Below are 18,620 nucleotides of genomic sequence, written 5' to 3'. Positions count from 1 at the left end.
CTGCACAACCCTTTCCCGACTTCCCACGTCATCGTCGAGCGGTGTTCTGCGAGGGGAATATTCTGCATGCCCGGCGACAGGCTGAAGGGCATCCGTCCGCGACCACGAGTGCTGGTGATCGGATTTGCCGGGCACCAAGGAAGGGAGTACCTGCCGATCGTACAGGAGATTGCCGATATCGTCGGCGGCGTCGACTCCGCCCCGCCCGCCGTGCCACTCGCCGACGAATGGGGATTCCCGTACTACGGGAGCCTCGACGACGCACTGAAAGCCGTCGACTTCGACGCCGCAGTGGTCACCGTGCCGCACGGCGAGCATTTCCCGGTCTGTACGCGGCTGCTGGCGCACGGCAGGCACGTCATCAAGGAGAAGCCGTTCGCGGTCACCGAACCCGAAGCGCGCCAGCTGATACAACTCGCGCAGCAGGCCGACCGCAGCATCTTCACCCTGCTGCAACGGAACTTCGACCCGGTGTTCCGGTTCGCCCGGGACAACCTCCCGCGGATCGGGAGGCCCTACTGGTTCTCCTACGACTACCACTTCAACCTGGCCCGTCCGACCACGGGTTGGCGCGCGTCCCGCGAGCAGGCAAGGGGCGGTGTGCTCCTCGACATGGGCTACCACCTCGTCGACGTGCTCAACGGGATGTTCCCCGAAACCCCCCGGGTGCACTCAGCCTTCGTGCACCAGTACCAGGAGACCCGGGACCGCCGACTGGAGGACCTGGTCGCCCTCCTGTGCAGCTACCCGTCGAGGGGGCTGGCGGGCTCGCTGCGCATCTCGCGCCACAGCCTCGCGAAGACCGAACAGCTCTGCGTGCTCGGTTCGGAAGGCGCGTTGAACGTCGCCCCCGGGGCGGCCACCCTGCACGCCGTCGGAGGGGCCCAGTTGGAACGCTACGCCCCGGAAGGATCCAGGACCGACATCACGCGCTCCATGTTCAGCCACTATCTGGACCGCCTGGAGGACCGCGACTACCGCCGGGACCACCTCCTGCGTCAACTCGCCACCGTCCGCACGATCGACGGAATCTACCGGGCCCGGTCGGGCGGGACGAGCGGACTCACCGACCGATGCGCCTGACCCACCCCGCACGGACAGGAAGAGAGCACATGAGCACCGACGAACGGCTCGCCCTTCTCGGGGGCGCACCCGCCATCTCGCGGCCGCTGCCCCACGAGGTGTGGCCGCCCCCCGCGGACGAGGCGGAGCTGTCCGAGCTGGCCGCGCAGCGGAACACCGACATCTCCATCAAGGGCAACAGCGGCCCCATCGGCCGGCTCGAAGCCGACTTCCTCGCCTTCCTGAACGGCGGCGCCCGCTACGCGGTCACCTTCAACTCCGGCACCAGCGCGCTCCTCGCCGCCTACTTCGCCCTCGGCGTACGCGAGGGGGTGGACGTCGTGGGACCGGCGCTCACCTACCACGCCGCGCTGAGCCCCGTCTTCGCGCTGCGCGGTGACGTGGTCCTCGCCGACATCGACCCCGACACCCGGGGCCTGGACCCCAAGGCACTCCAGGCCGCGCTGACCGAACACACCAAGGTCGTCACCGTCGTCCACCAGTGGGGCCACCCCTGCGACATGGACGCGATCCTGTCGATCGCCGAACGGCACGGGCTGCGTGTCCTGGAGGACTGCTCCCACGCCCACGGCAGCCGCTACAAGGGCCGGCCGGTCGGCACCTTCGGCGACGCCGCCGTCTTCTCCCTCCAGGCCAACAAGGCCGTCTACGCCGGAGAAGGCGGCATCCTCGTCACCAGCGACCCCGGGATCCAGGACCGCGCCACCCTCCTCGGGCACTACCGGGACCGCTCCCGGGACTCCGTCCTCGACGAGGACCTGCGGGCCCACTGGGTCACGGGCTTCGGACTCAAGCTGCGCATGTCACCGTTCAACGCCATCGTCGCCCGGCATGCCCTCGCCGCCTTCCCCGCCCGCAAGGAGGCCCGGCACCGGTGCCTGCGGCACCTCGGCGAGCAACTCTCCGACGTGGAGTACCTGCAGCGGGTCCATGTCGCCGACCACGTCGACATGGGCGCCTGGTACGGCTACAAGCCGCTCTACCGGCCCCAGGCACTGGGTGGCGTACCGCGCTCGGTGCTCATCCGGGCGCTGCGCGCCGAGGGCATGGAGGTCGGCGCCCCCTCCGGCCCCCGGCTGTCCACCCTGCCGCTCTACGCCCGCCCCGAGAACCCCCTCTTCCCCGGAGTCCCGAAGAAGGCCACCACGCCGGGGGCCGACTCGCAGGCCGAGCACGTCGAGCAGCACGCGCTCTCCCTGCCGACCTTCACCGCCTGGCCCGACGACAAGGCGCTCATCGACCAGTACGCCGAGGCGTTCCGCAAGATCGGCCGTCACCGCGAAGCGCTGGTCCGGTACGCCGCCGAGCTGCCCCGATGACCGGAACCGCACCACCGAAGAGGGAGTGGGCATGACTGTCGAAGAGTCGCCGGAGGACGTCGCGAGGGCCCTGCAGCACGCTCTCGCCGGTGACGACCTGCCGGACACCTTCACCCTGCTGGGACGGGAATGGAGCCTGCACCGGGGTGTCTGGCCCAGCACGCTGAGCGCGGCCACCGAGGTGATGGCCTCGGTGGTGCCCTATCCCCGGGACGGCTCGTTCCTGGAGGTCGGCTGCGGTACGGGCGTCATCGCCGTCACCGCCGCACTCAGCGGCTGTGCCTCCGTCACCGCGCTGGACATCAACGAGAAGGCCGTGGCCAATACCGTCGCCAACGCCGAGCGGCACGGTGTGGGCGACCGGGTCCGCGTCCTCCACAGCGACATGTACGCGGCGCTCGATCCCCTGAGCCGCTTCGACACGATCTTCTGGAACGTGCCCTGGACCTATGTGGAGGACGGCTTCGCCCTCTCCAGCGACATCCACTCCGCCGTCTTCGACCCGGGCTACCGGGGTCAGGCCCGCTACCTCGCCGGAGCGCACGAGTACCTGACCGACGGCGGCCGGCTGCTGCTGGGCACAGCCCACCTCGGGGACCGTGAACGGCTCGACGTGCTCGCCGGTGCGGTCGGCCTGCGGATCGACATGCTGCGCAAGGTCCGCCGGATCGAGGAAGTGGGCGTCATGGAGTACCACCTGCTCGAACTGCGGACGAGGTGATCCGGTGACGCCGCCCGTGCCACCGGAGGACGATCTCGAACTGGCCCTCCGTCTGGGCGACCTCGCCGACGGGCTCACCGTCCGCCGCTTCCACGCCCTCGACCTGCGGGTCCGGGAGAAGCCGGACCGTACACCCGTGACCGACGCGGACACCGCCGTCGAGACGGCCGTCCGCGAGGAACTGCGGTCCGCCCGCCCCGACGACGCGTTCGCCGGGGAGGAGACCGGCGGCTCCGTCTCCGCCGGGCGCACCTGGCTGGTCGACCCCATCGACGGCACCAAGAACTTCCTGCGCGGCGTACCGGTCTGGGCCACCTTGATCGCCCTGCTGGAGGACGGTCGCCCCACCGTCGGCGTGATCAGCGCCCCCGCCCTGCACAGCCGCTGGTGGGCAGCGGCGGACCGGGGCGCCTGGCTGCGCCGGGGACCGGCCGGCACCACCCCCGTGCACCTGGGGGTCTCCGGCCGCACCCGCCTCGACCAGGCGTACCTCTCCACCACCAGCACCCGGACCTGGGACGTCTTCCACTCACGTGCGGCCTATCTGCGCCTGGCCGAAGCCTGCTGGGAGGACCGTGCCTTCGGCGACTTCCTCCAGCACTGCATGGTCGCCGAAGGAACGCTCGACATCGCGGCCGAACCGGTCGTCAACCCCTGGGACATCGCCGCGGTACAGGTTCTGGTGGAGGAGGCCGGCGGCCTCTGCACCGACCTCCTGGGCGCCTCGCCCCGGAACGGCACCGGCGCCCTGTCCGCCAACCCGCGGTTGCACCGGCTCGCCCTGAAGGCTCTCTCGGCGCCGCGCGCAGCATCCGGGCCGCCAGGACCCTGAGCCCGCCCCGAACCGTCGGCCCCTGAAACCGCCCCGAACCGTCGGACGCGGAACCCACCGAGAAACGGACCATCATGCTGATTCTTTCCCTCAAGGAAGGCCATGACGGGGCGATCGCGGCCGTCGACGACGGCAGGCTGCTCTTCTCCCTGGAGGCGGAGAAGGACTCGTTCCTCCGCTACAGCAATCCGACGGCCGAACTGTTCGCGACGGCGGCGGACCGGCTGGACAGGCAGCCCGACGTCGTCGCCGTGAGCGGCTGGATCAAGGGAACCCAGTGCACCGACCAGGCTTCGCGCGCAGGGTACTTCGGTGTGGGCGCAGCCGCGATCACGGACGAGGCCGGCCGGTTCTTCGGCAAGGCCGTGCGCGTCTTCTCGTCCACCCATGAGCGCTCCCACATCATGACGTCCTACGGCATGTCGGCACTCCGCCGGGACCAGCCCTTCTACAGCCTGGTCTGGGAGGGGAACATCGGCTCGTTCTACCGGATCGACCAGCACGGGAAGGTGACCCATCTCAAGGAGGTGCTCAACTACCCGGGCAACAAGTACTCCTACGGCTTCGCGCTCGCCGACCCGAAGTTCAGTCCGCACCAGGAGTTCGTCCGGTTCCAGGACGCGGGGAAGCAGATGGCCCTGGCCGGATTCGCCGAGAACCGGCCGGCGACCCGGGCGGAACAGGACGTCATCGACTTCGTCCTCGGCCAGAAGGAGGTCATCACCGGAAGCCTGAAGGACCGGATGACCGATTCCCCCTTCCACAACGTCGGTGTGGAATCGAGCGCGTACAAGAACCTGGCGGCCCGGCTCTCGGACGCCATCTTCGACCGCTTCCACGCGTACGCCCGGGAGTACCTGACCGAGGGATTCCCGCTGCTCATCTCCGGGGGCTGCGGGCTCAACTGCGAGTGGAACCGGCGCTGGCGCGAGTGCGGGCTCTTCCCCGCGGTCTTCGTTCCGCCGTGTCCCAACGACAGCGGCTCCGCGATCGGCACCGCCATCGACGCCCAGCACTTCTACACCGGGTCGGCCGACCTGGAGTGGGACGTCTACGCGGGCGGCGAATTCGTGGAGGACATCGAGTTCGACCCGCAGCGCTACGAGATCCGCCCGCTGGACCACGGCGAGGTCGCCCGCCACCTCCGCGACGGGAAGATCATCGGCTGGGCGCGGGGCCGCTGGGAGATCGGCCCCCGCGCCCTCGGGAACCGGTCGATCCTGGCCGCTCCCTTCACCGAGGAGACCACGGTCAGGCTCAACAGGATCAAACAGCGCGAAAGCTACCGCCCCATCGCCCCGATCTGCCTGGAGCAGGAAGCGGGCCGCTGGTTCGGCGGTGGTCTCCCCGACCCCTACATGCTGTACTTCAGCCGGGTCGAATCCGCCGACCTGCGCGCGGTGACCCACGTCGACGGAACGGCCCGCACCCAGACCGTCGACCCGACCGCGAACCCGGCCATGGGTGCACTGCTGACCGCCTTCGGCGAACTCACCGGATTCAGCGTCCTCTGCAACACTTCGCTCAACTATTCGGGACGCGGGTTCATCAACCGGAGCAGCGACCTGATCGCCTACGGCGAGCTGCACGGACTGGACGGGTACGTCGTGAACGACGTCTTCGTCACACCGCGACGCTAGGGCCTGTTGCGAAAGTGGATCTTGACTTGCGATGATCATGATGTGGCGCGAGGGGATCTGACGGACCTGCAGTGGGCTCGGCTGGAGCCGTTGCTGCCGACGGGGAAGAAGCCGGGGAGGCCGCGAACGTGGACGCGTCGGCAGCTGATCGACGGGATGCGGTGGCGGACCCGGGCTGGCACGCCCTGGCGAGACGTCCCCGAGCGGTACGGTCCCTGGGACCGGGTCTACGACCTGTTCCGCCGGTGGCAGCGCGACGGCACTTGGAAGCGGATCCTCGAGCAACTGCAGGTCCAGGCCGACGCGAAAGGCCTGATCACTTGGGATGTCAGCGTGGACTCGACCATCTGCCGTGCCCATCAGCACGCGGCCGGCGCGCGCAAAAAGGGATCTGCAGCGCGAGCCGCCGGGCGGTATCGACACCGAGCCGGACGACCACGGCCTCGGACGCTCTCGGGGCGGCCTGATCTGTCCCGTGAGGTTGGGGATGCGGCTGGCGGGTGGCTTGCCTGCGAGTGCGGTGTGTCCGCGGTGGTGATTGTAGGTGTGGAGCCAGTCGGGGTAGGCGTCGCCGCGTTCCTGTTCGGTGCGGTAGGGCCGGGCGTAGGCCCATTCGTCGAGCAGGGTGCGGTTGAAGCGTTCGACCTTGCCGTTGGTCTGCGGCCGGTAGGGCCGGGTGCGTTTGTGCGTGATGCCCTCGGCGGCGAGGGCATCACGCCAGGCGTGTGACTTGTAGCAGGCGCCGTTGTCGGTCAGCACCCGCTGGACGGTGATCCCGGCCCGGGCGAAGAATTCGTTCGCCCGGGCCCAGAATGCGGCGGCGGTCTCCTTGCGTTCGTCGTGGAGGATCTCGCTGTAGGCGAGGCGGGAGTGGTCGTCGACGGCGTTGTGCAGGTAGCTGTATCCGGCCCCGGAGCGGGTCCTGCGGCCGGCCTGGCGGCCCAGGGACCTGTGGCCGCCGCCGTCGGGGATGTCGCCGAGCTTCTTGATGTCGACGTGGACCAGCTCGCCCGGTGCGGCGCGTTCGTAGCGCCGCACCGGGCGGGCGGTGGCGCGGTCGAGGTGCGCGAGTCGGGCGAGCCGGTAGCGGGTCAGGACCCGGTGCACGGTGGCCGGGTTGAGCCGCAGCAGGTAGGCGATGCGGGCCGGTCCCCAGCGGCGCAGGACGCGGACCTTGACGATCCGCCGTTCGGTGCGGGTCGGGGTCCGGCGGGGGCTGCAGTGCGGGCTGCAGTGCGGGCGGCTGGAGCGGTCGGTCATGCCGGCCTCACCGAGCGCAACCCCGCTGGTCCCTCACCACCGACCCCCACGAGAAGACCGTCCTGACCCACCTCGCCACTACCTGCCCCGACGAGCCCATCACCGTCGAACTCGCCCGCCGAACGCGGCGCCGCGGCGAACCGGGACGGCCCTGCCCAACCCACCCCCGGGGCAGCCTGGACTTGGCCCGCTGTCGCCGGTCAGGCCACAGGCCGGGCTCGACCAGTCGAAGCCGCCAAAACGTGGCACCGCCTGGTGCCACGGCGCTGGCCCGCGCCGCGAAGCGCGAAATTGCGTCCGCCCTGGGCCGGCTGGACGCAGGGGCTCGTGGGGCCGACACCGCCCTCGCCCCCCACGTCACGCGGCTGTGCGTGCGGGAGCGGCAGCTCACGCTGCCGTCTGGCCCGCCGCCGAAACCTATGGGGCCAGACCGCCGCCACCACCGAGGACTCGGGGCGGGTCGGTCCGAAGGAGGCTGCTTGTAGCCTCCGCGGGCCATCCGGTTCCGTCGGTCATGCGAGCGGTCCTGCCGCACCGCGCTGACAAGCCCGCCCCGGGTCGATGGCCTGCCGCCCTGGGCGCACCGTCCGGTCAGGACACTTTGTGGACGGTGGTGTCGTCGGGGTTCAGGCGGCGGCCGTCCGCCGATCGGACTTCGAGCGCGCGCAGGGCCTGTCCGTGCCGGCGGTCGACCAGCCGCGAGTGCGGCTCCTCCGGGGCGAAGAAGTTCTGTTCGCCCCATTGCCGCAGCGCCACGATGACGGGGAAGAGGGCGTTGCCCTTCGGGGTCAGGACGTACTCGCGGTAGGCGCTTCCGTCCGAGGCGGGCACGGTGTCGAGGATGCCGCCGGCGACGAGGGCCCGCAGGCGGGCGGTCAGGATGTTCTTCGCCACGCCGAGGCTGCGCTGGAACTCCCCGAAGCGACGGCTCCCGTCGAAGGCGTCCCGCACGATCAGGAGGGACCACCAGTCGCCGATCGCGTCCACCGATCGCGCGACGGGGCAGTCGCTGTCGTCGAAGCGTGTCCTTGCCACCATGCCGTCCTCCCATCATGTCGGTTGCAACATGATACCAACGTTGGATACGGTCCCGATCGGTAGCAAGTTGAAACCAGATGGGAAGAGGGTGTCGAATGCTCGTCGACTGTGAGGCCGGGACGCTGCAAGCCGCGGCCCGCGACGACGGGGGGCCCGCGCCCGCCCTGGCCCGTGGGATGATCGTCCTGTTCGCCGTGGCCTGCGGGACGGCGGTGGCCAACGTCTACTTCGCCCAACCGCTCCTCGCGACCATCGGCCACGACCTCGCCATGAGTCCGGCACTGGTCGGCGGCGTCGTCACGCTCACCCAGGTCGGCTACGGGGTGGGCCTTCTCCTCCTCGTACCGCTGGGTGACGTCGTCGACCGCAGACGGCTCATCGTCGCCCAACTGCTCCTCCTAGTGGTGGCGCTGGCAGCGGTCGCGCTCGCCCCCACCGCGACGCTCCTGCTCGCGGGGACGGCCGCGATGGGGCTTCTCGCCGTCGTCACCCAGACCCTGGTGGCCTTCGCGGCGTCCCTGGCGCCACCCGACCGCCGGGGAGGGGTCGTCGGTCTCGTGACCAGCGGCGTGGTCATCGGGATCCTGCTCTCCCGCACCGCCGCCGGCCTCGTCGCCGACCTCGCCGGCTGGCGCTCCGTCTACCTCGCCTCGGCGGGGCTGACCGCCCTGCTCGCGCTGGTCCTGCACCTGGTGCTGCCGCGCCGCAGCGCCTTCCCGCCGACCTCCCTGCGGTACGGACAGCTGCTGCGCTCCACGGTCACCCTGTTCGCGCGGGAACGCGTCCTGCGGGTCCGGGCCCTGCTCGGCCTGCTGATCTTCGCCGCCTTCAGCACCCTGTGGAGCAGCGTCGCACTGCCGCTCAGCGACCCGCCGTTCTCCCTCTCCCACACCGCGATCGGGGCGCTCGGACTGGTCGGAGCCGTCGGCGCGCTCGCGGCGACCGCGGCGGGCCGGCTGAACGACCGCGGACTCGCCCGACGGACCACCGGGATAGCCCTGGCGCTGCTCGCCGCCTCCTGGCTGCCGTTGGCCTTCACCCGAAGCTCACTCTGGGCCCTGGTGGTCGGTGTCGTCCTCCTCGACCTCGCGGTGCAGGCGGTCCACGTCACCAACCAGACCCTGATCTACGCGCTGCGCCCGGACGCGGGCAGCCGGTTGATCGGCGGGTACATGGTCTTCTACTCGATCGGCAGCGCCACCGGGGCGATCGCCGCGACCTCCCTCTACGCGGTCGCCGGCTGGGGTGCCGTCTGCACGCTGGGCGCCACGTTCAGCTGCCTCGCGTTCGCGCTCTGGGCGCTCACCCGTTCCGACATCCCAGCACCCGGCACGCCCGGGGACGGTGCGCCGGGGGTTCGCGGCGGCCTCGCCGGCCGGGATCCTGCCGCCGAGCGGCGGTGACGACGAGTCCGGCGCCGGCTCGGAAGCGGACGGCGGGCCGGACGACGTGATGCGCGCCGCCGTCCGCCCCGCCGGGCGATCAGCGCCGGCCGAGCGCCTCGGCCAGGCGACTCACCCCGTCCGCGCCGTGGCCCAGCGCGACGGTCCGACGGACTCACCCCTCGGCGGCGCGCATCACGCCGGAGTCGATGCCGTGGACCTCCGCCGTGGGCACGACGCGGGCCGTCGTGGAGACCCCGACGTGAGCGCGTTGATCGCCCCGAGTAGGTGCCGCCCTCGTGGGCCCACACGCTCCTGCTACGGGACGGCACCGCAGTCCACGCACGCCAGCAGATCCATCGCCCCCGGGTGCTCGCGTTCCCCCTCTGCCCGACCCTCCGCCCGCCGCCGCACGTCCACAGCGCGGTCCCCCGGGCTGTCGAGCGCGTCGGTCAGGGGGCGCAGGCCCTCGCGGCCGTGGCGCCACCACACCCCACCGAGCGAGCCGTGGTGGACCTTCACCGTCACCCGATCGGCAGTGGTGAAGCGGACGCGGCTGGGGGTTTGCGGCAAGGCTGACGGCGACGCCCCAGCGCCGTCCCGCCCACGACACACGTCGCCTCACGGCTGCGGCGCACACCCGCACCCGCACCCGCACCCGCACCCGCACCCGCACCCGACCGAGGAGACCGTCGTGATCGTCCGTTCCTTCCAAGACCTCGACGACACCGACCGTCACGTGCGCTCAGCGCCGGGGACCTGGCACGCAGGCGCGCGAACACCCCACACATCCACCAGGACAGCACCACGATGACAACCACTCCGATATCCGAGCGACCCACCCTCACGACCCGCCCCAGCACTTGGCAGAAGCCCGGACGCTCGTGGACCACTTGAGCCGATCAGCCCGTGCGGCGCGAGGTCGCCGAACGCCTGCCGCACCGCTTTGTCGAAACCGCACCCGGGTGCGGCAACCGCTGGAGCTGGCAGCGGTGGCGACCGTGGGGACGCCGAGCGCGCCGAGGACGTCGGCGCGCAGCGCGTTGGTCGAGCCGTTCGGGCTGGCGGCGCCGCGCCGATGCGCGGTCCGTCCCGGCCGGGACGGCTCGACGAGCAGCCCCGGGAACCTGGGCGGCCCCGCGGCGGATGCGGGTTCGAGTCTCGACCGAAGAACGCGTACTTCCGGAGCGGCCGTGACCCGCCGCCCCGGATCGCTGGGCCGCACAGGCTCAGCCAGGCGGTCGGCGAACTGGAGCGACCCGGCCCAGCGCGCTGATCCCGGCCCGGCGGGCCGTCAGGATCTAGGGTCGGTGCCGGACCCCTGACAGCAGGTCACCCGAGAGGCGGCGCGAGATGCCGGCAGAGCCCACCCGAGAACACGACGTCCTGGTGATCGGCGCGGGGGTGTCCGGCCTCGCCTGCGCCCTCGACCTGCGCGGGGCCGGCCTCGACGTGCTCCTGGTGGAGCAGGCCGAGGCGGTCGGGGGGCGGGTGCGCACCGACCGGCGTGCCGGCTTCCTGCTGGACCACGGCTTCCAGGTGTTCAACACCTCCTACCCGCAGGTGAAGCGGCGGCTGCGACTGGCGGACCTGCGGCTGCGTCCGTTCACCCCGGGTGTGCTGGTGCAGACCCCGCGCGGCCGGCTCAGGTTCACCGATCCCACCCGGCGCCCCCGGGACGCCGCGGACCTGCTGCCCGGCCGGCTCGGGTCCGCCCGGGACATCGCCGCGCTCGGCCTGCTCGGCGCCCGGGACGCCCTGCTGCCGCCCGCCCTGCTCCGCCGGGGCCGGGACACCTCCACCCGGTCGGCGCTCGCCGCGTCGGGGATCTCGCCCGCGTTGGTGGAGGACTTCCTCCGGCCGTTCCTGTCCGGCGTCTTCCTGGAGGAGGAGCTGGAGACCTCCGCGCGCTACTTCCACCTGGTCTGGCGCAGCATGCTGCGCGGCACCCTCTGCCTGCCGGACGCCGGCATCGGCGCGGTGCCCGCGCAGCTCGCGGCGGGCCTGCCGGCCGGGGTGCTGCGGCTCGGCACGCCGGTGCGGGAGCTGACGGCGGCCGGGGCGGCGCTCACCGACGGGACCGAACTCCCGGCCCGGGCCGTGGTGGTGGCCACCGGTCCGGGCGCGGCCGCGGCGCTGCTGCCGGGGCTGGCGGTGCCGGCCACCCGTACGGTGACCACGCTGTACCACGCGGCGCCGGTGCCCCCGCTGGCCGAGCCGACCCTGCTGGTGGACTCCGCGCGGCGCGTGCTGAACACGGTGGTGCTCAGCGAGGTCGCGCCGGGGTACGCGACGGACGGCCGGGCACTGGTCGCCACCTCGGTACTGGGGGCGGCGGACCACCGGGAGGCCGAGGTGCGGTCCACGCTGGCCGGGCTGTACGGGACGGACACCTCGGGCTGGGAGCACCTCGCCTCGTACACCGTGCGGGAGGCGCTGCCGGCGATGCCGGCGCCGTGGCCACTGATCCGCCCGAGCCGGTTCGGCGCGGGGCGCTACGTGTGCGGGGACCACCGGGCGACCGGCTCGCTTCAGGGGGCGATGGCCTCCGGGACGAGGGCGGCGCGTGAGGTCCTCCAGGACCTGGGCCGCTGAGACTGTCGACCCGTGTGACAGACGGCCAGGCGGTCACCATCCGATACGCCCCCACGTCAGCGACGCACGGCACACCGCCGAGGGTCCGCCTCCTCGCGGGTGGGGACGTAGACCTTGCGCAGCGCCCGGATGGCCTTGTCCAGCTCCTCGGCCGGCGGCATGAACAGGTCGCTGTCCAGAACTTCCAGGCCCGCCATCCGCCTGTACGACGTACCGGACGCGTCCAGCGGCCGCTCGAATCCTCCCGTGTTCCACCGTCCGGCACCACGGACCGCCGGAAGCGGGCCCGCGGCACCCCGATTGCGTCCCGGCCCGGCCGGCCTGTTCAGGTCCCATCCGGGACGGGCGCCCGGCAACGGGGCGGCGGCCGTCGAGCACCCCGGAGGAGACACGTCCGCCAGCACCCGGCAACACCCGGGCTGCGGGCCGGGAACCACCACAGCGCGCAGGTACTGCTTGCCGGGGAGTGCGGGCACGGGCGTTCGGCAGCTCTGGGCCGCCCGCCCGGGACCGGGGCCCGCGGCGGTGGCAGTAGACCTCTGCCGCCGCGGCGGTACCGGCACGGACACTCGACGACCGGGGGCAGCCCGTGGCGTCGGGCGACCGATCGCGGAGGCCGGGCCGCGCCGCACAACAGCCGAGGGGCAATCATCCCGGGGCGCGTTCGCAGACGACGGGCGACGTCCCCAGCGCACCGTGTCGCCCCGACCGAACCACCAGCGCCGCCATCCACACCGCAGGACGGGAACAGGAAATTCTTCGGCACAGCCAGGGTGATGAAAAGCCATTATGCGGCTCCATGGCCGCAAGATTTCCTGTTCCCTCTCGGAAGGCAGGCATCCTCCGGCCCAGGCAGGTCAGGAGGCCCGCCCACAGGTGACTGCTCGACGGTGACGGTATGCCGCAGGAGCGTCCGGTCCTCTCCCCGCTCGTTCCCGATGCCGTGCCCGGAGCCGAGAAGTCCGCGAGGACGCGGCAGATCCTCGGGTGACCCACCGTAGCGTGCGCCGACCACCACATCACGGCGCGGCGCCCCGCGCATGGGACGAGACACCTCGCCAGTGACATCCGCCGCTCCACGCCCCGCCCCGTCCACGACCGCGGCGGCGCTCCCGGTCAGGCATCACACACCCGGCCCTCCCATGCGCTCGCCGGCAGGCGTCGGCACAGGGGTTGCTGACGAATCCGATCGACGCCGCGATGCCGCCGGCGTCGAGGTGCTCAGCCAGGCGGAATGACGTGTACTGGTTGAATCCCCCCTGACTTCCTGCACCGCTGTGGGGTACCAACTCGTTTGGCAGGGGCGGCGTCCGTCACGGTCGCGCTGCCGCAGGGCCGTCTCCAGGGCATCGGGCACGAGGCGGGTCTCCTTCGTGGTCGCGGCGGACCAGCCGACGATGCGGCGGGAGAAGGTGTTCACGACGAACGCGATGTAGACCACGCCGGCGAACGTGGCCACGTGGTGAAATCCATGACGCAGCACCGGTTCGGCGCGGAGGTGACGAAGTCCCGGTCGACCAGATCGGGTGCCCGCGCCACTGGTCGGAGACCGTGGTGACGACGCGCTTGCCGCGGACGGCTCCGCTGATGCCCAGGTCGCGCATCAGCCGCTCGACGGTGCACGGGGCCACCACGACCCAGGTGGTTCAGCTCGCGCCAGATCTTGCGGGCGCCGCAGACCCGGAAGTTGTCCTCGTAGGTCTTGCCGATCAGTTCTCTCAGTTCTGTGTCACGGAGCGAACGGGCAGACGCCGAAAGGTTGTTGAACGTGTAGCAGATGGATGGGGCGATGCCGCAGCCGTGCTCGGAGAGCACGCGGCAGATCGGCTCGACACCGCCGAAGCGGCCCCGGTGCTCGTCGATGAACGCTACGAGCGCAGGTGTGGCCGGTCGGGCTCGACCGCGAAGAAGCTCGCCGCGGCCTTGAGGATCTCGTTCGCCCGCTTCAGCTCGGCGATCTCTTTCTTCATCGCCTGGATCCGCGTGCACTCCTCCGTCGTCGTCCCGGGCCGCCGCCCGGAGTCGAGCTGGTCCCGCCGGACCCAGTTGCGCAGCGTCTCGGCCGGAGCCGATGCCCGGCTTCTCCGCGGCGGCCCGCAGCTCAGCCGACTCATTCGGGTAGTCACCAAGGACCTCGGCGGCCATGCGCACCGCACGACGGCGCAGCTCAGCCGGGTAGGAGGAAGGACGTGCCATGACCCGAATCCTTACCCAAAATCGGGTCTCCACCGAACCCGGGGCGGTTCACTCCTCATTTGGGCGTGAGCCTTTGACCACATCGCCCCGAGCGAGGTCGCGCAGCTGATGTCCGTGGTCAATGCACCTCGAAGCCCAGGCGCCTCGGAATATCACACATCGTGCACATCGCCGCGACCTGCTCCGTCAAGCGGCCCAGGGCATCTTCGAGGGAGAACTGATCGCTCCGCTCTAGGTGGAGAGTGTGGAGGCCGGCACCGAACTCGCCTCGGGGTTGATCGAGGTCGACGTCCACCAGGGCTTCCACCACCCAGCCTGCCGATGTGACCGCCACACCTGCGGAGAACCGCAGCTCGCTGATATCCGGATCGCCCTCCGCGCAGAAGGCGATGCAGTGGTGGAGAAGCAACTCCGGCCCAGCGGGGCGCTGCTCGATCCGAATGGAGGGCACCAGCCCGGACCCATCCCCAAAGGCGAAGGCGATGTAGAGCTGTGTGGTGAAGTCGTCCAGCTGCTTGTGCAGTCGGTCCATCGTGGTCAGCAAGAGATCCACGCTTCGGGCACCACTCGCATCTGTGACGTTCAACATGGGTAGATCATCGCGCAGGCGCCTCAGCGCCTGAACTCAGGTCCGCCAGCGAGCGGCTGCTGCTGCACTTCGCGCCGCCAGTCCTGCACCTCATTGGGGCATCGCACCAGTTTGACGACATGGCGTAGTGCCGCGCCAGAGAACGTTTGCCCTGCCGCGTTGCCAGGCAGAGCTATCTCCAGGATGCATGGTGGCGCGGCGGGGCCGTACTCTCCGGGCACGGCACTACCGTTATGAGGGTGACGGGAATCAATGCCGACCAGCGGTGGTCCGAGTCGATGCCGGCGGCCTATGAGCAGTACCTCGTGCCGGTGGTCTTCCGGCCTTTCGCCGAAGAGCTGACCGCGAGGGCGGTGGCACTCCGCCCTCGACGGATCCTGGAACTGGCGGCGGGGACAGGCGTGTTGACATCGAGCTTGCTCGCGACAGCACCGTCAGCCGAAGTGACAGCTACCGACCTGAACGAGGCCATGGTCGCCTTCGGGTCGGCCCGGGCGCCGGGCGCGGCGTGGCGGCAGGCCGACGCGCAGCGGCTGCCGTTCCCAGACGGAGGCTTTGACCTAGTAGTCTGCCAGTTCGGCGTGATGTTCTTTCCCGACCGGGTCGCGGCCTTCACGGAGGTCCGGCGGGTGCTGGCCTCGGGCGGCCGGTTCCTGTTCAATACCTGGGGCCCACTCGGGACGCACGCCTTCGAATTCGCGCTGCAGGCAGGGCTGGAGCGGGCTCTTCCGGTCGACCCACCGCGATTCTTCCGTACGGTTCCGCATGGCTACGCTGACCCCGCTGTCGTGGTCGCTGATCTGGCGGCTGCAGGGTTCACCGTCGAGGAGGAGCTGGAGCTGACGCTTCAGGGCCGGGCCGCATCGACCGCCGACCTTGCCACCGGGTACCTCACCGGGACACCAGTGCGTGCGGCCGTTGAGGAGCGCGGCGACGGACCAGTTGTCCGGGCGGCTGTCATCGAGGAGATGACTGCCCGCTTGGGACCGGGGCCAGTCACCGCCCCGATGACGGCGTACGTCTTCCGCGCCGCGGCCTGAACACAGGACGCGCCCGGCCCGAGGACGGGCGTGAGTCGGCGTCGATGTATCGCCCGGGCGGCGGGCCGCGCCGGCGACCTTCAGCTGCTGACGGAGGCGGCCACCGCTCCGTGCTCCTGGGACGAGGCCCATAACCAGCGGCCCCCGCAACAGGCCACCCTGAACTGGCTGCGCACCCTGAGAGGCTCCGGGGCTGCGGAGGTCGCAGACGTGCTGCGCCGATTCGGAGGCGGCCAGCCACCTCCAGGGCCTGACCTCCGAGTCGGGCGTCGACATGGCGATCCGCTCGGCCGTCCACCCCATCCCTCCGGAGCAGCGATGACCATCCCCGTGCCACCGCTCGCCGCCAATCGCCCATCGGGGGCTGGCGCCGTGGGCGCGGCCGCGCGCGTGGCTGAAGTCGAGGGCCGCCGTGCTGGCCCTGCCTCGCTCCCGGCGTCGCCTCGTCCTCACCGTGCACGACGTGCGCACCGACGTGCCGCCGGGGACGCCGTTCCACGTCTTACTCAACGGCCCGAGCAGCGACTTCGATCCGGAGGGCCCCTACTTCGTCGGCTGGATCTCCTTCTTCGGGGCGGCCGAGGTCGACAGCGGGCCCGAGCACGGCGGCGGCCGCGACATCCACTTCGACGTCACCGAGCAGGTCCAGCGGCTCCAGGACCAGGGGCTGCTGCGGACGGTCCGCTCACGGTCTCGATCGTGCCGGTTGGTGCACCAGTAGAACCCACGTCACCGGGCGGCGGTGCGTCACGGTGTCAGGACGACCCGCCCGAAGACCTCGCCGGCATCCATCAGCCGGTGGGCGTCTGCCGCAGCTTCGAGTGGGAGGACGGCATGGACGACGGCGCTGAGGTCACCTCGCACCGCGGCCTCCAACTGGTCGGCGCGTATCCGGGCCAGGTCAGCTCGCGGCACCGTGTCCAGACTGAAGGTCGCGACCGACAGCGACTGCCGGAACCGGCTCAGCAGCGCCGACCCGAAGTCCGCCGGAGGCGGCCCGGCGACGAGGCCGACCAGCACGAGCCGGCCACGGGGTGCGAGCCGCGCGAGGAACGAGGGCAGCGCCGGCCCGGAGGCGATGTCGACGATCACATCGAAGCCGGCCGGCTCGGGACCACGCGTACTGTTCCCGTCACGGTCGAGCACGTGTGTCGCGCCGTACTCCATCAACCGCTCGCCCCGCTCGGATGAGGACGTGGTCACCGCGACTGCCCGCGCACCGGCCCGGGCCGCGATCTCGACGGCTGCGATGCCGATGCTGCCGGCCGCGCCACGTACCAGCACGGTCTCGCCCTCGGCGAAGTGCGCCTGCTGCAGGGCGAAGTGCGCCACCGGGGCGGCGCTGCCCAGTGTCACCGCATCGACGGGCGTCAGCCCGGCGGGCAGCGGCGTGACGTTCGCGATCCGCGCGACCGCGTACTCGGCGTAGCCGCCGGAGAGGCCGGTGAACGCCCAGACGCGTCGGTTGAGCCACGACGCCTCGACACCCGCTCCCACGGCCGCGACCGTCCCGGCCACCTCACTTCCCGGCACCAGACCGTCGCGAGGCATGGCCGGGCCGAGCGCGCCCAGCGTGCCGCGCCGGATCACCGCGTCGACTCCGCCGACCCCGATCGCCGCGGTCCGGATGACGACCTCACCTGCGCTCGGGCTGGGGACGGGGACATCGACGACCTCCATGCCGTCCGGGCCGCCGAAAGTACGGATCGAGAATGCTCGCATGCATCGCTCCTGACTGGTTCGGGCCGGTTGACTCCCGTACGATCGAACGTAACGGACGGATGCGTCCACTTGCTGTTGTGAGAGAGATCGCCTGAAAGATGACTCACCTGCTGCGTGTTGACGCGAGGGAGAACCGCGATCGTGTCCTCGCCGCGGCCCGGTCGCTCTTCGCGGAGTCCGGGCTGGGGGTGACGATGCGACAGATCGCCCGGCGTGCGGACGTGGGGCCCGCGACCCTCTACCGCCGGTTCCCGACGAAGCAGGACCTGGTGCTTGAGGCGTTCGAGGAGGAGCTCGCCGAGTGCAGCTCGATCGTCTACGACGGCACCGCCGACCCGGATCCGTGGCGCGGGCTCTGCGACGTCATCGAGCGCGCCCTGCTCCTCAACGCGCGCAACCAGGGCTTCACGGACGCGTTCATGTCGGCACACCCCGATATCGTCGACTTCGAGTCACACCGCGAGGAGTTGGGCCGCGCCGTCTCGACCCTCATCCGCCGCGCGCAAGCTGCGGGCCGGCTGCGTTTGGACTTCGTGCTCGATGACTTCGTCGTCATTCTCCTCGCCGGCCGCGGACTGACCGCCGCGCCCGCCTCCACGCGCGACGCAGCGGCACGACGTCTCGCGGCTTTCATGATCGACGGCCTCCGCGTCGCCGACGCCGAGCCAGGCACCCGCGCCAGTAGCGCCGCGCGAACGGGAAGCTCCGGACCGCGACCCCGACCTCGATCGTGAAGAGCCGCCATGACACCAGCGCCGCGCCGGTGCAGCCACCGCCCCGTCGGGAGTTGGCCGAAACGTCCCGTTAGGGAGCCAGAAGTGCTGGCAACCGGGACCCAGGGCAGAGTTCTCCCGTCGGAGTCACCCTCCCCCGGGGACCTGACGAAGGGACGCGAGAGCGGCGGCTGCTACTGGACCGGTCGGACTACTGCGGCGGGGAAGAGCGGTGAGCACGGCCTGCGCACCGGGACCCGACCGAGCGACCGAGGGCGATGCCGGCTCCGCGCAGGGCCGAGCGAGCGAGCAGGCATGCAGCCCAACCCGAGAGTGGGCACCGGGAGCCGGGCGGGGCTTGGTGCCCACCGTCGGCTCGACCGAGGAAGCGTCATACCAGTGCGGGCGGGGCGGGACCGGATGGTCGCGGGTGACGGGGCTGGTAGAAGTACGCCGAGATTGCTCATGGTCCGGGTCGACGCACGGCGCG

Annotated in this window: 16 protein-coding genes and 2 pseudogenes; 11 read left to right on the top strand and 7 right to left on the bottom strand. The window is 71.2% G+C overall.

Annotated elements, in window-relative coordinates; all coding sequences use genetic code 11:
* Nucleotides 1–66 precede the first annotated feature (66 nt).
* From OG618_RS36615 to OG618_RS36590, 6 genes and pseudogenes are all read left to right on the top strand, one after another.
* Nucleotides 67–1,083, top strand: a complete 1,017-nt coding sequence (locus tag OG618_RS36615; RefSeq protein ID WP_329491939.1) for a Gfo/Idh/MocA family protein — start codon at nt 67–69, stop codon at nt 1,081–1,083.
* Nucleotides 1,084–1,112: 29 nt separating this feature from the next.
* Nucleotides 1,113–2,402 carry a DegT/DnrJ/EryC1/StrS aminotransferase family protein gene (locus OG618_RS36610; protein WP_329491938.1) on the top strand — a complete coding sequence of 430 codons (1,290 nt, stop codon included), beginning with the start codon at nt 1,113–1,115 and terminating at the stop codon, nt 2,400–2,402.
* Nucleotides 2,403–2,433: 31 nt separating this feature from the next.
* Nucleotides 2,434–3,123 (top strand): methyltransferase, encoded by a 690-nt coding sequence (locus OG618_RS36605; RefSeq protein WP_329491937.1) that lies wholly within the window; start codon nt 2,434–2,436, stop codon nt 3,121–3,123.
* A 4-nt stretch (nt 3,124–3,127) separates the two neighbouring features.
* Nucleotides 3,128–3,955, top strand: coding sequence for a histidinol-phosphatase (gene hisN, locus OG618_RS36600; RefSeq protein ID WP_442906917.1), 828 nt, complete (start codon nt 3,128–3,130; stop codon nt 3,953–3,955).
* A 74-nt stretch (nt 3,956–4,029) separates the two neighbouring features.
* A complete protein-coding gene (locus OG618_RS36595; RefSeq protein ID WP_329491935.1) occupies nt 4,030–5,595 on the top strand; it encodes a carbamoyltransferase C-terminal domain-containing protein in 1,566 nt (521 codons plus the stop codon).
* A gap of 42 nt (nt 5,596–5,637) precedes the next feature.
* Nucleotides 5,638–5,958, top strand: a pseudogene (locus OG618_RS36590) (transposase); the annotation flags it as partial.
* 105 nt (nt 5,959–6,063) lie between these two features.
* Here OG618_RS36590 and OG618_RS36585 read toward each other — a convergent pair.
* Nucleotides 6,064–6,870 (bottom strand): annotated as a pseudogene (locus tag OG618_RS36585) (IS481 family transposase); the annotation flags it as partial.
* A gap of 576 nt (nt 6,871–7,446) precedes the next feature.
* Entirely contained in the window at nt 7,447–7,893 is a 447-nt protein-coding gene (locus OG618_RS36580; protein WP_329491934.1) for a winged helix-turn-helix transcriptional regulator, read from the bottom strand.
* A gap of 176 nt (nt 7,894–8,069) precedes the next feature.
* Between OG618_RS36580 and OG618_RS36575 the strand changes: the two genes are divergently transcribed.
* Complete coding sequence (locus OG618_RS36575) at nt 8,070–9,296, top strand: MFS transporter (protein ID WP_329492406.1); 1,227 nt, start codon at nt 8,070–8,072, stop codon at nt 9,294–9,296.
* 297 nt (nt 9,297–9,593) lie between these two features.
* On the opposite strand, the gene OG618_RS36570 is transcribed toward OG618_RS36575, so the two are convergent.
* Nucleotides 9,594–9,803 (bottom strand): hypothetical protein, encoded by a 210-nt coding sequence (locus OG618_RS36570; protein ID WP_329491933.1) that lies wholly within the window; start codon nt 9,801–9,803, stop codon nt 9,594–9,596.
* An 825-nt stretch (nt 9,804–10,628) separates the two neighbouring features.
* Between OG618_RS36570 and OG618_RS36565 the strand changes: the two genes are divergently transcribed.
* Entirely contained in the window at nt 10,629–11,870 is a 1,242-nt protein-coding gene (locus OG618_RS36565; RefSeq protein WP_329491932.1) for an NAD(P)/FAD-dependent oxidoreductase, read from the top strand.
* Between the two features lie 56 nt (nt 11,871–11,926).
* Here the strand turns inward: OG618_RS36565 and OG618_RS36560 are convergent, their stop codons facing one another.
* The 3 genes from OG618_RS36560 to OG618_RS36550 all read right to left on the bottom strand — a co-directional run bounded on the left by OG618_RS36560 (nt 11,927) and on the right by OG618_RS36550 (nt 14,619).
* A complete protein-coding gene (locus tag OG618_RS36560; protein ID WP_329491931.1) occupies nt 11,927–12,067 on the bottom strand; it encodes a hypothetical protein in 141 nt (46 codons plus the stop codon).
* Between the two features lie 926 nt (nt 12,068–12,993).
* Nucleotides 12,994–13,329, bottom strand: coding sequence for a hypothetical protein (locus OG618_RS36555; RefSeq protein ID WP_329491930.1), 336 nt, complete (start codon nt 13,327–13,329; stop codon nt 12,994–12,996).
* Between the two features lie 855 nt (nt 13,330–14,184).
* Nucleotides 14,185–14,619, bottom strand: a complete 435-nt coding sequence (locus OG618_RS36550; RefSeq protein ID WP_329491929.1) for a hypothetical protein — start codon at nt 14,617–14,619, stop codon at nt 14,185–14,187.
* A gap of 269 nt (nt 14,620–14,888) precedes the next feature.
* On the opposite strand from OG618_RS36550, the gene OG618_RS36545 reads away from it, so the two are divergent.
* Both OG618_RS36545 and OG618_RS36540 read left to right on the top strand, forming a co-directional pair.
* On the top strand, nt 14,889–15,695 hold the full coding sequence (locus OG618_RS36545; protein ID WP_329491928.1) for a class I SAM-dependent methyltransferase: 807 nt from the start codon (nt 14,889–14,891) through the stop codon (nt 15,693–15,695).
* 412 nt (nt 15,696–16,107) lie between these two features.
* Complete coding sequence (locus OG618_RS36540; protein ID WP_442906916.1) at nt 16,108–16,416, top strand: DUF7868 domain-containing protein; 309 nt, start codon at nt 16,108–16,110, stop codon at nt 16,414–16,416.
* Nucleotides 16,417–16,442: 26 nt separating this feature from the next.
* Here the strand turns inward: OG618_RS36540 and OG618_RS36535 are convergent, their stop codons facing one another.
* On the bottom strand, nt 16,443–17,417 hold the full coding sequence (locus tag OG618_RS36535; RefSeq protein WP_329491926.1) for a zinc-binding dehydrogenase: 975 nt from the start codon (nt 17,415–17,417) through the stop codon (nt 16,443–16,445).
* 98 nt (nt 17,418–17,515) lie between these two features.
* Here OG618_RS36535 and OG618_RS36530 point away from each other — a divergent pair, with 98 nt between their 5' ends.
* Nucleotides 17,516–18,151 (top strand): TetR/AcrR family transcriptional regulator, encoded by a 636-nt coding sequence (locus OG618_RS36530; protein ID WP_329491925.1) that lies wholly within the window; start codon nt 17,516–17,518, stop codon nt 18,149–18,151.
* The last annotated feature ends 469 nt before the right edge of the window (nt 18,152–18,620 follow it).

It is taken from the genome of Kitasatospora sp. NBC_01246 (assembly GCF_036226505.1).
GTDB lineage: Bacteria > Actinomycetota > Actinomycetes > Streptomycetales > Streptomycetaceae > Kitasatospora.
This window is presented reverse-complemented; position numbering and strand designations above follow the sequence as displayed.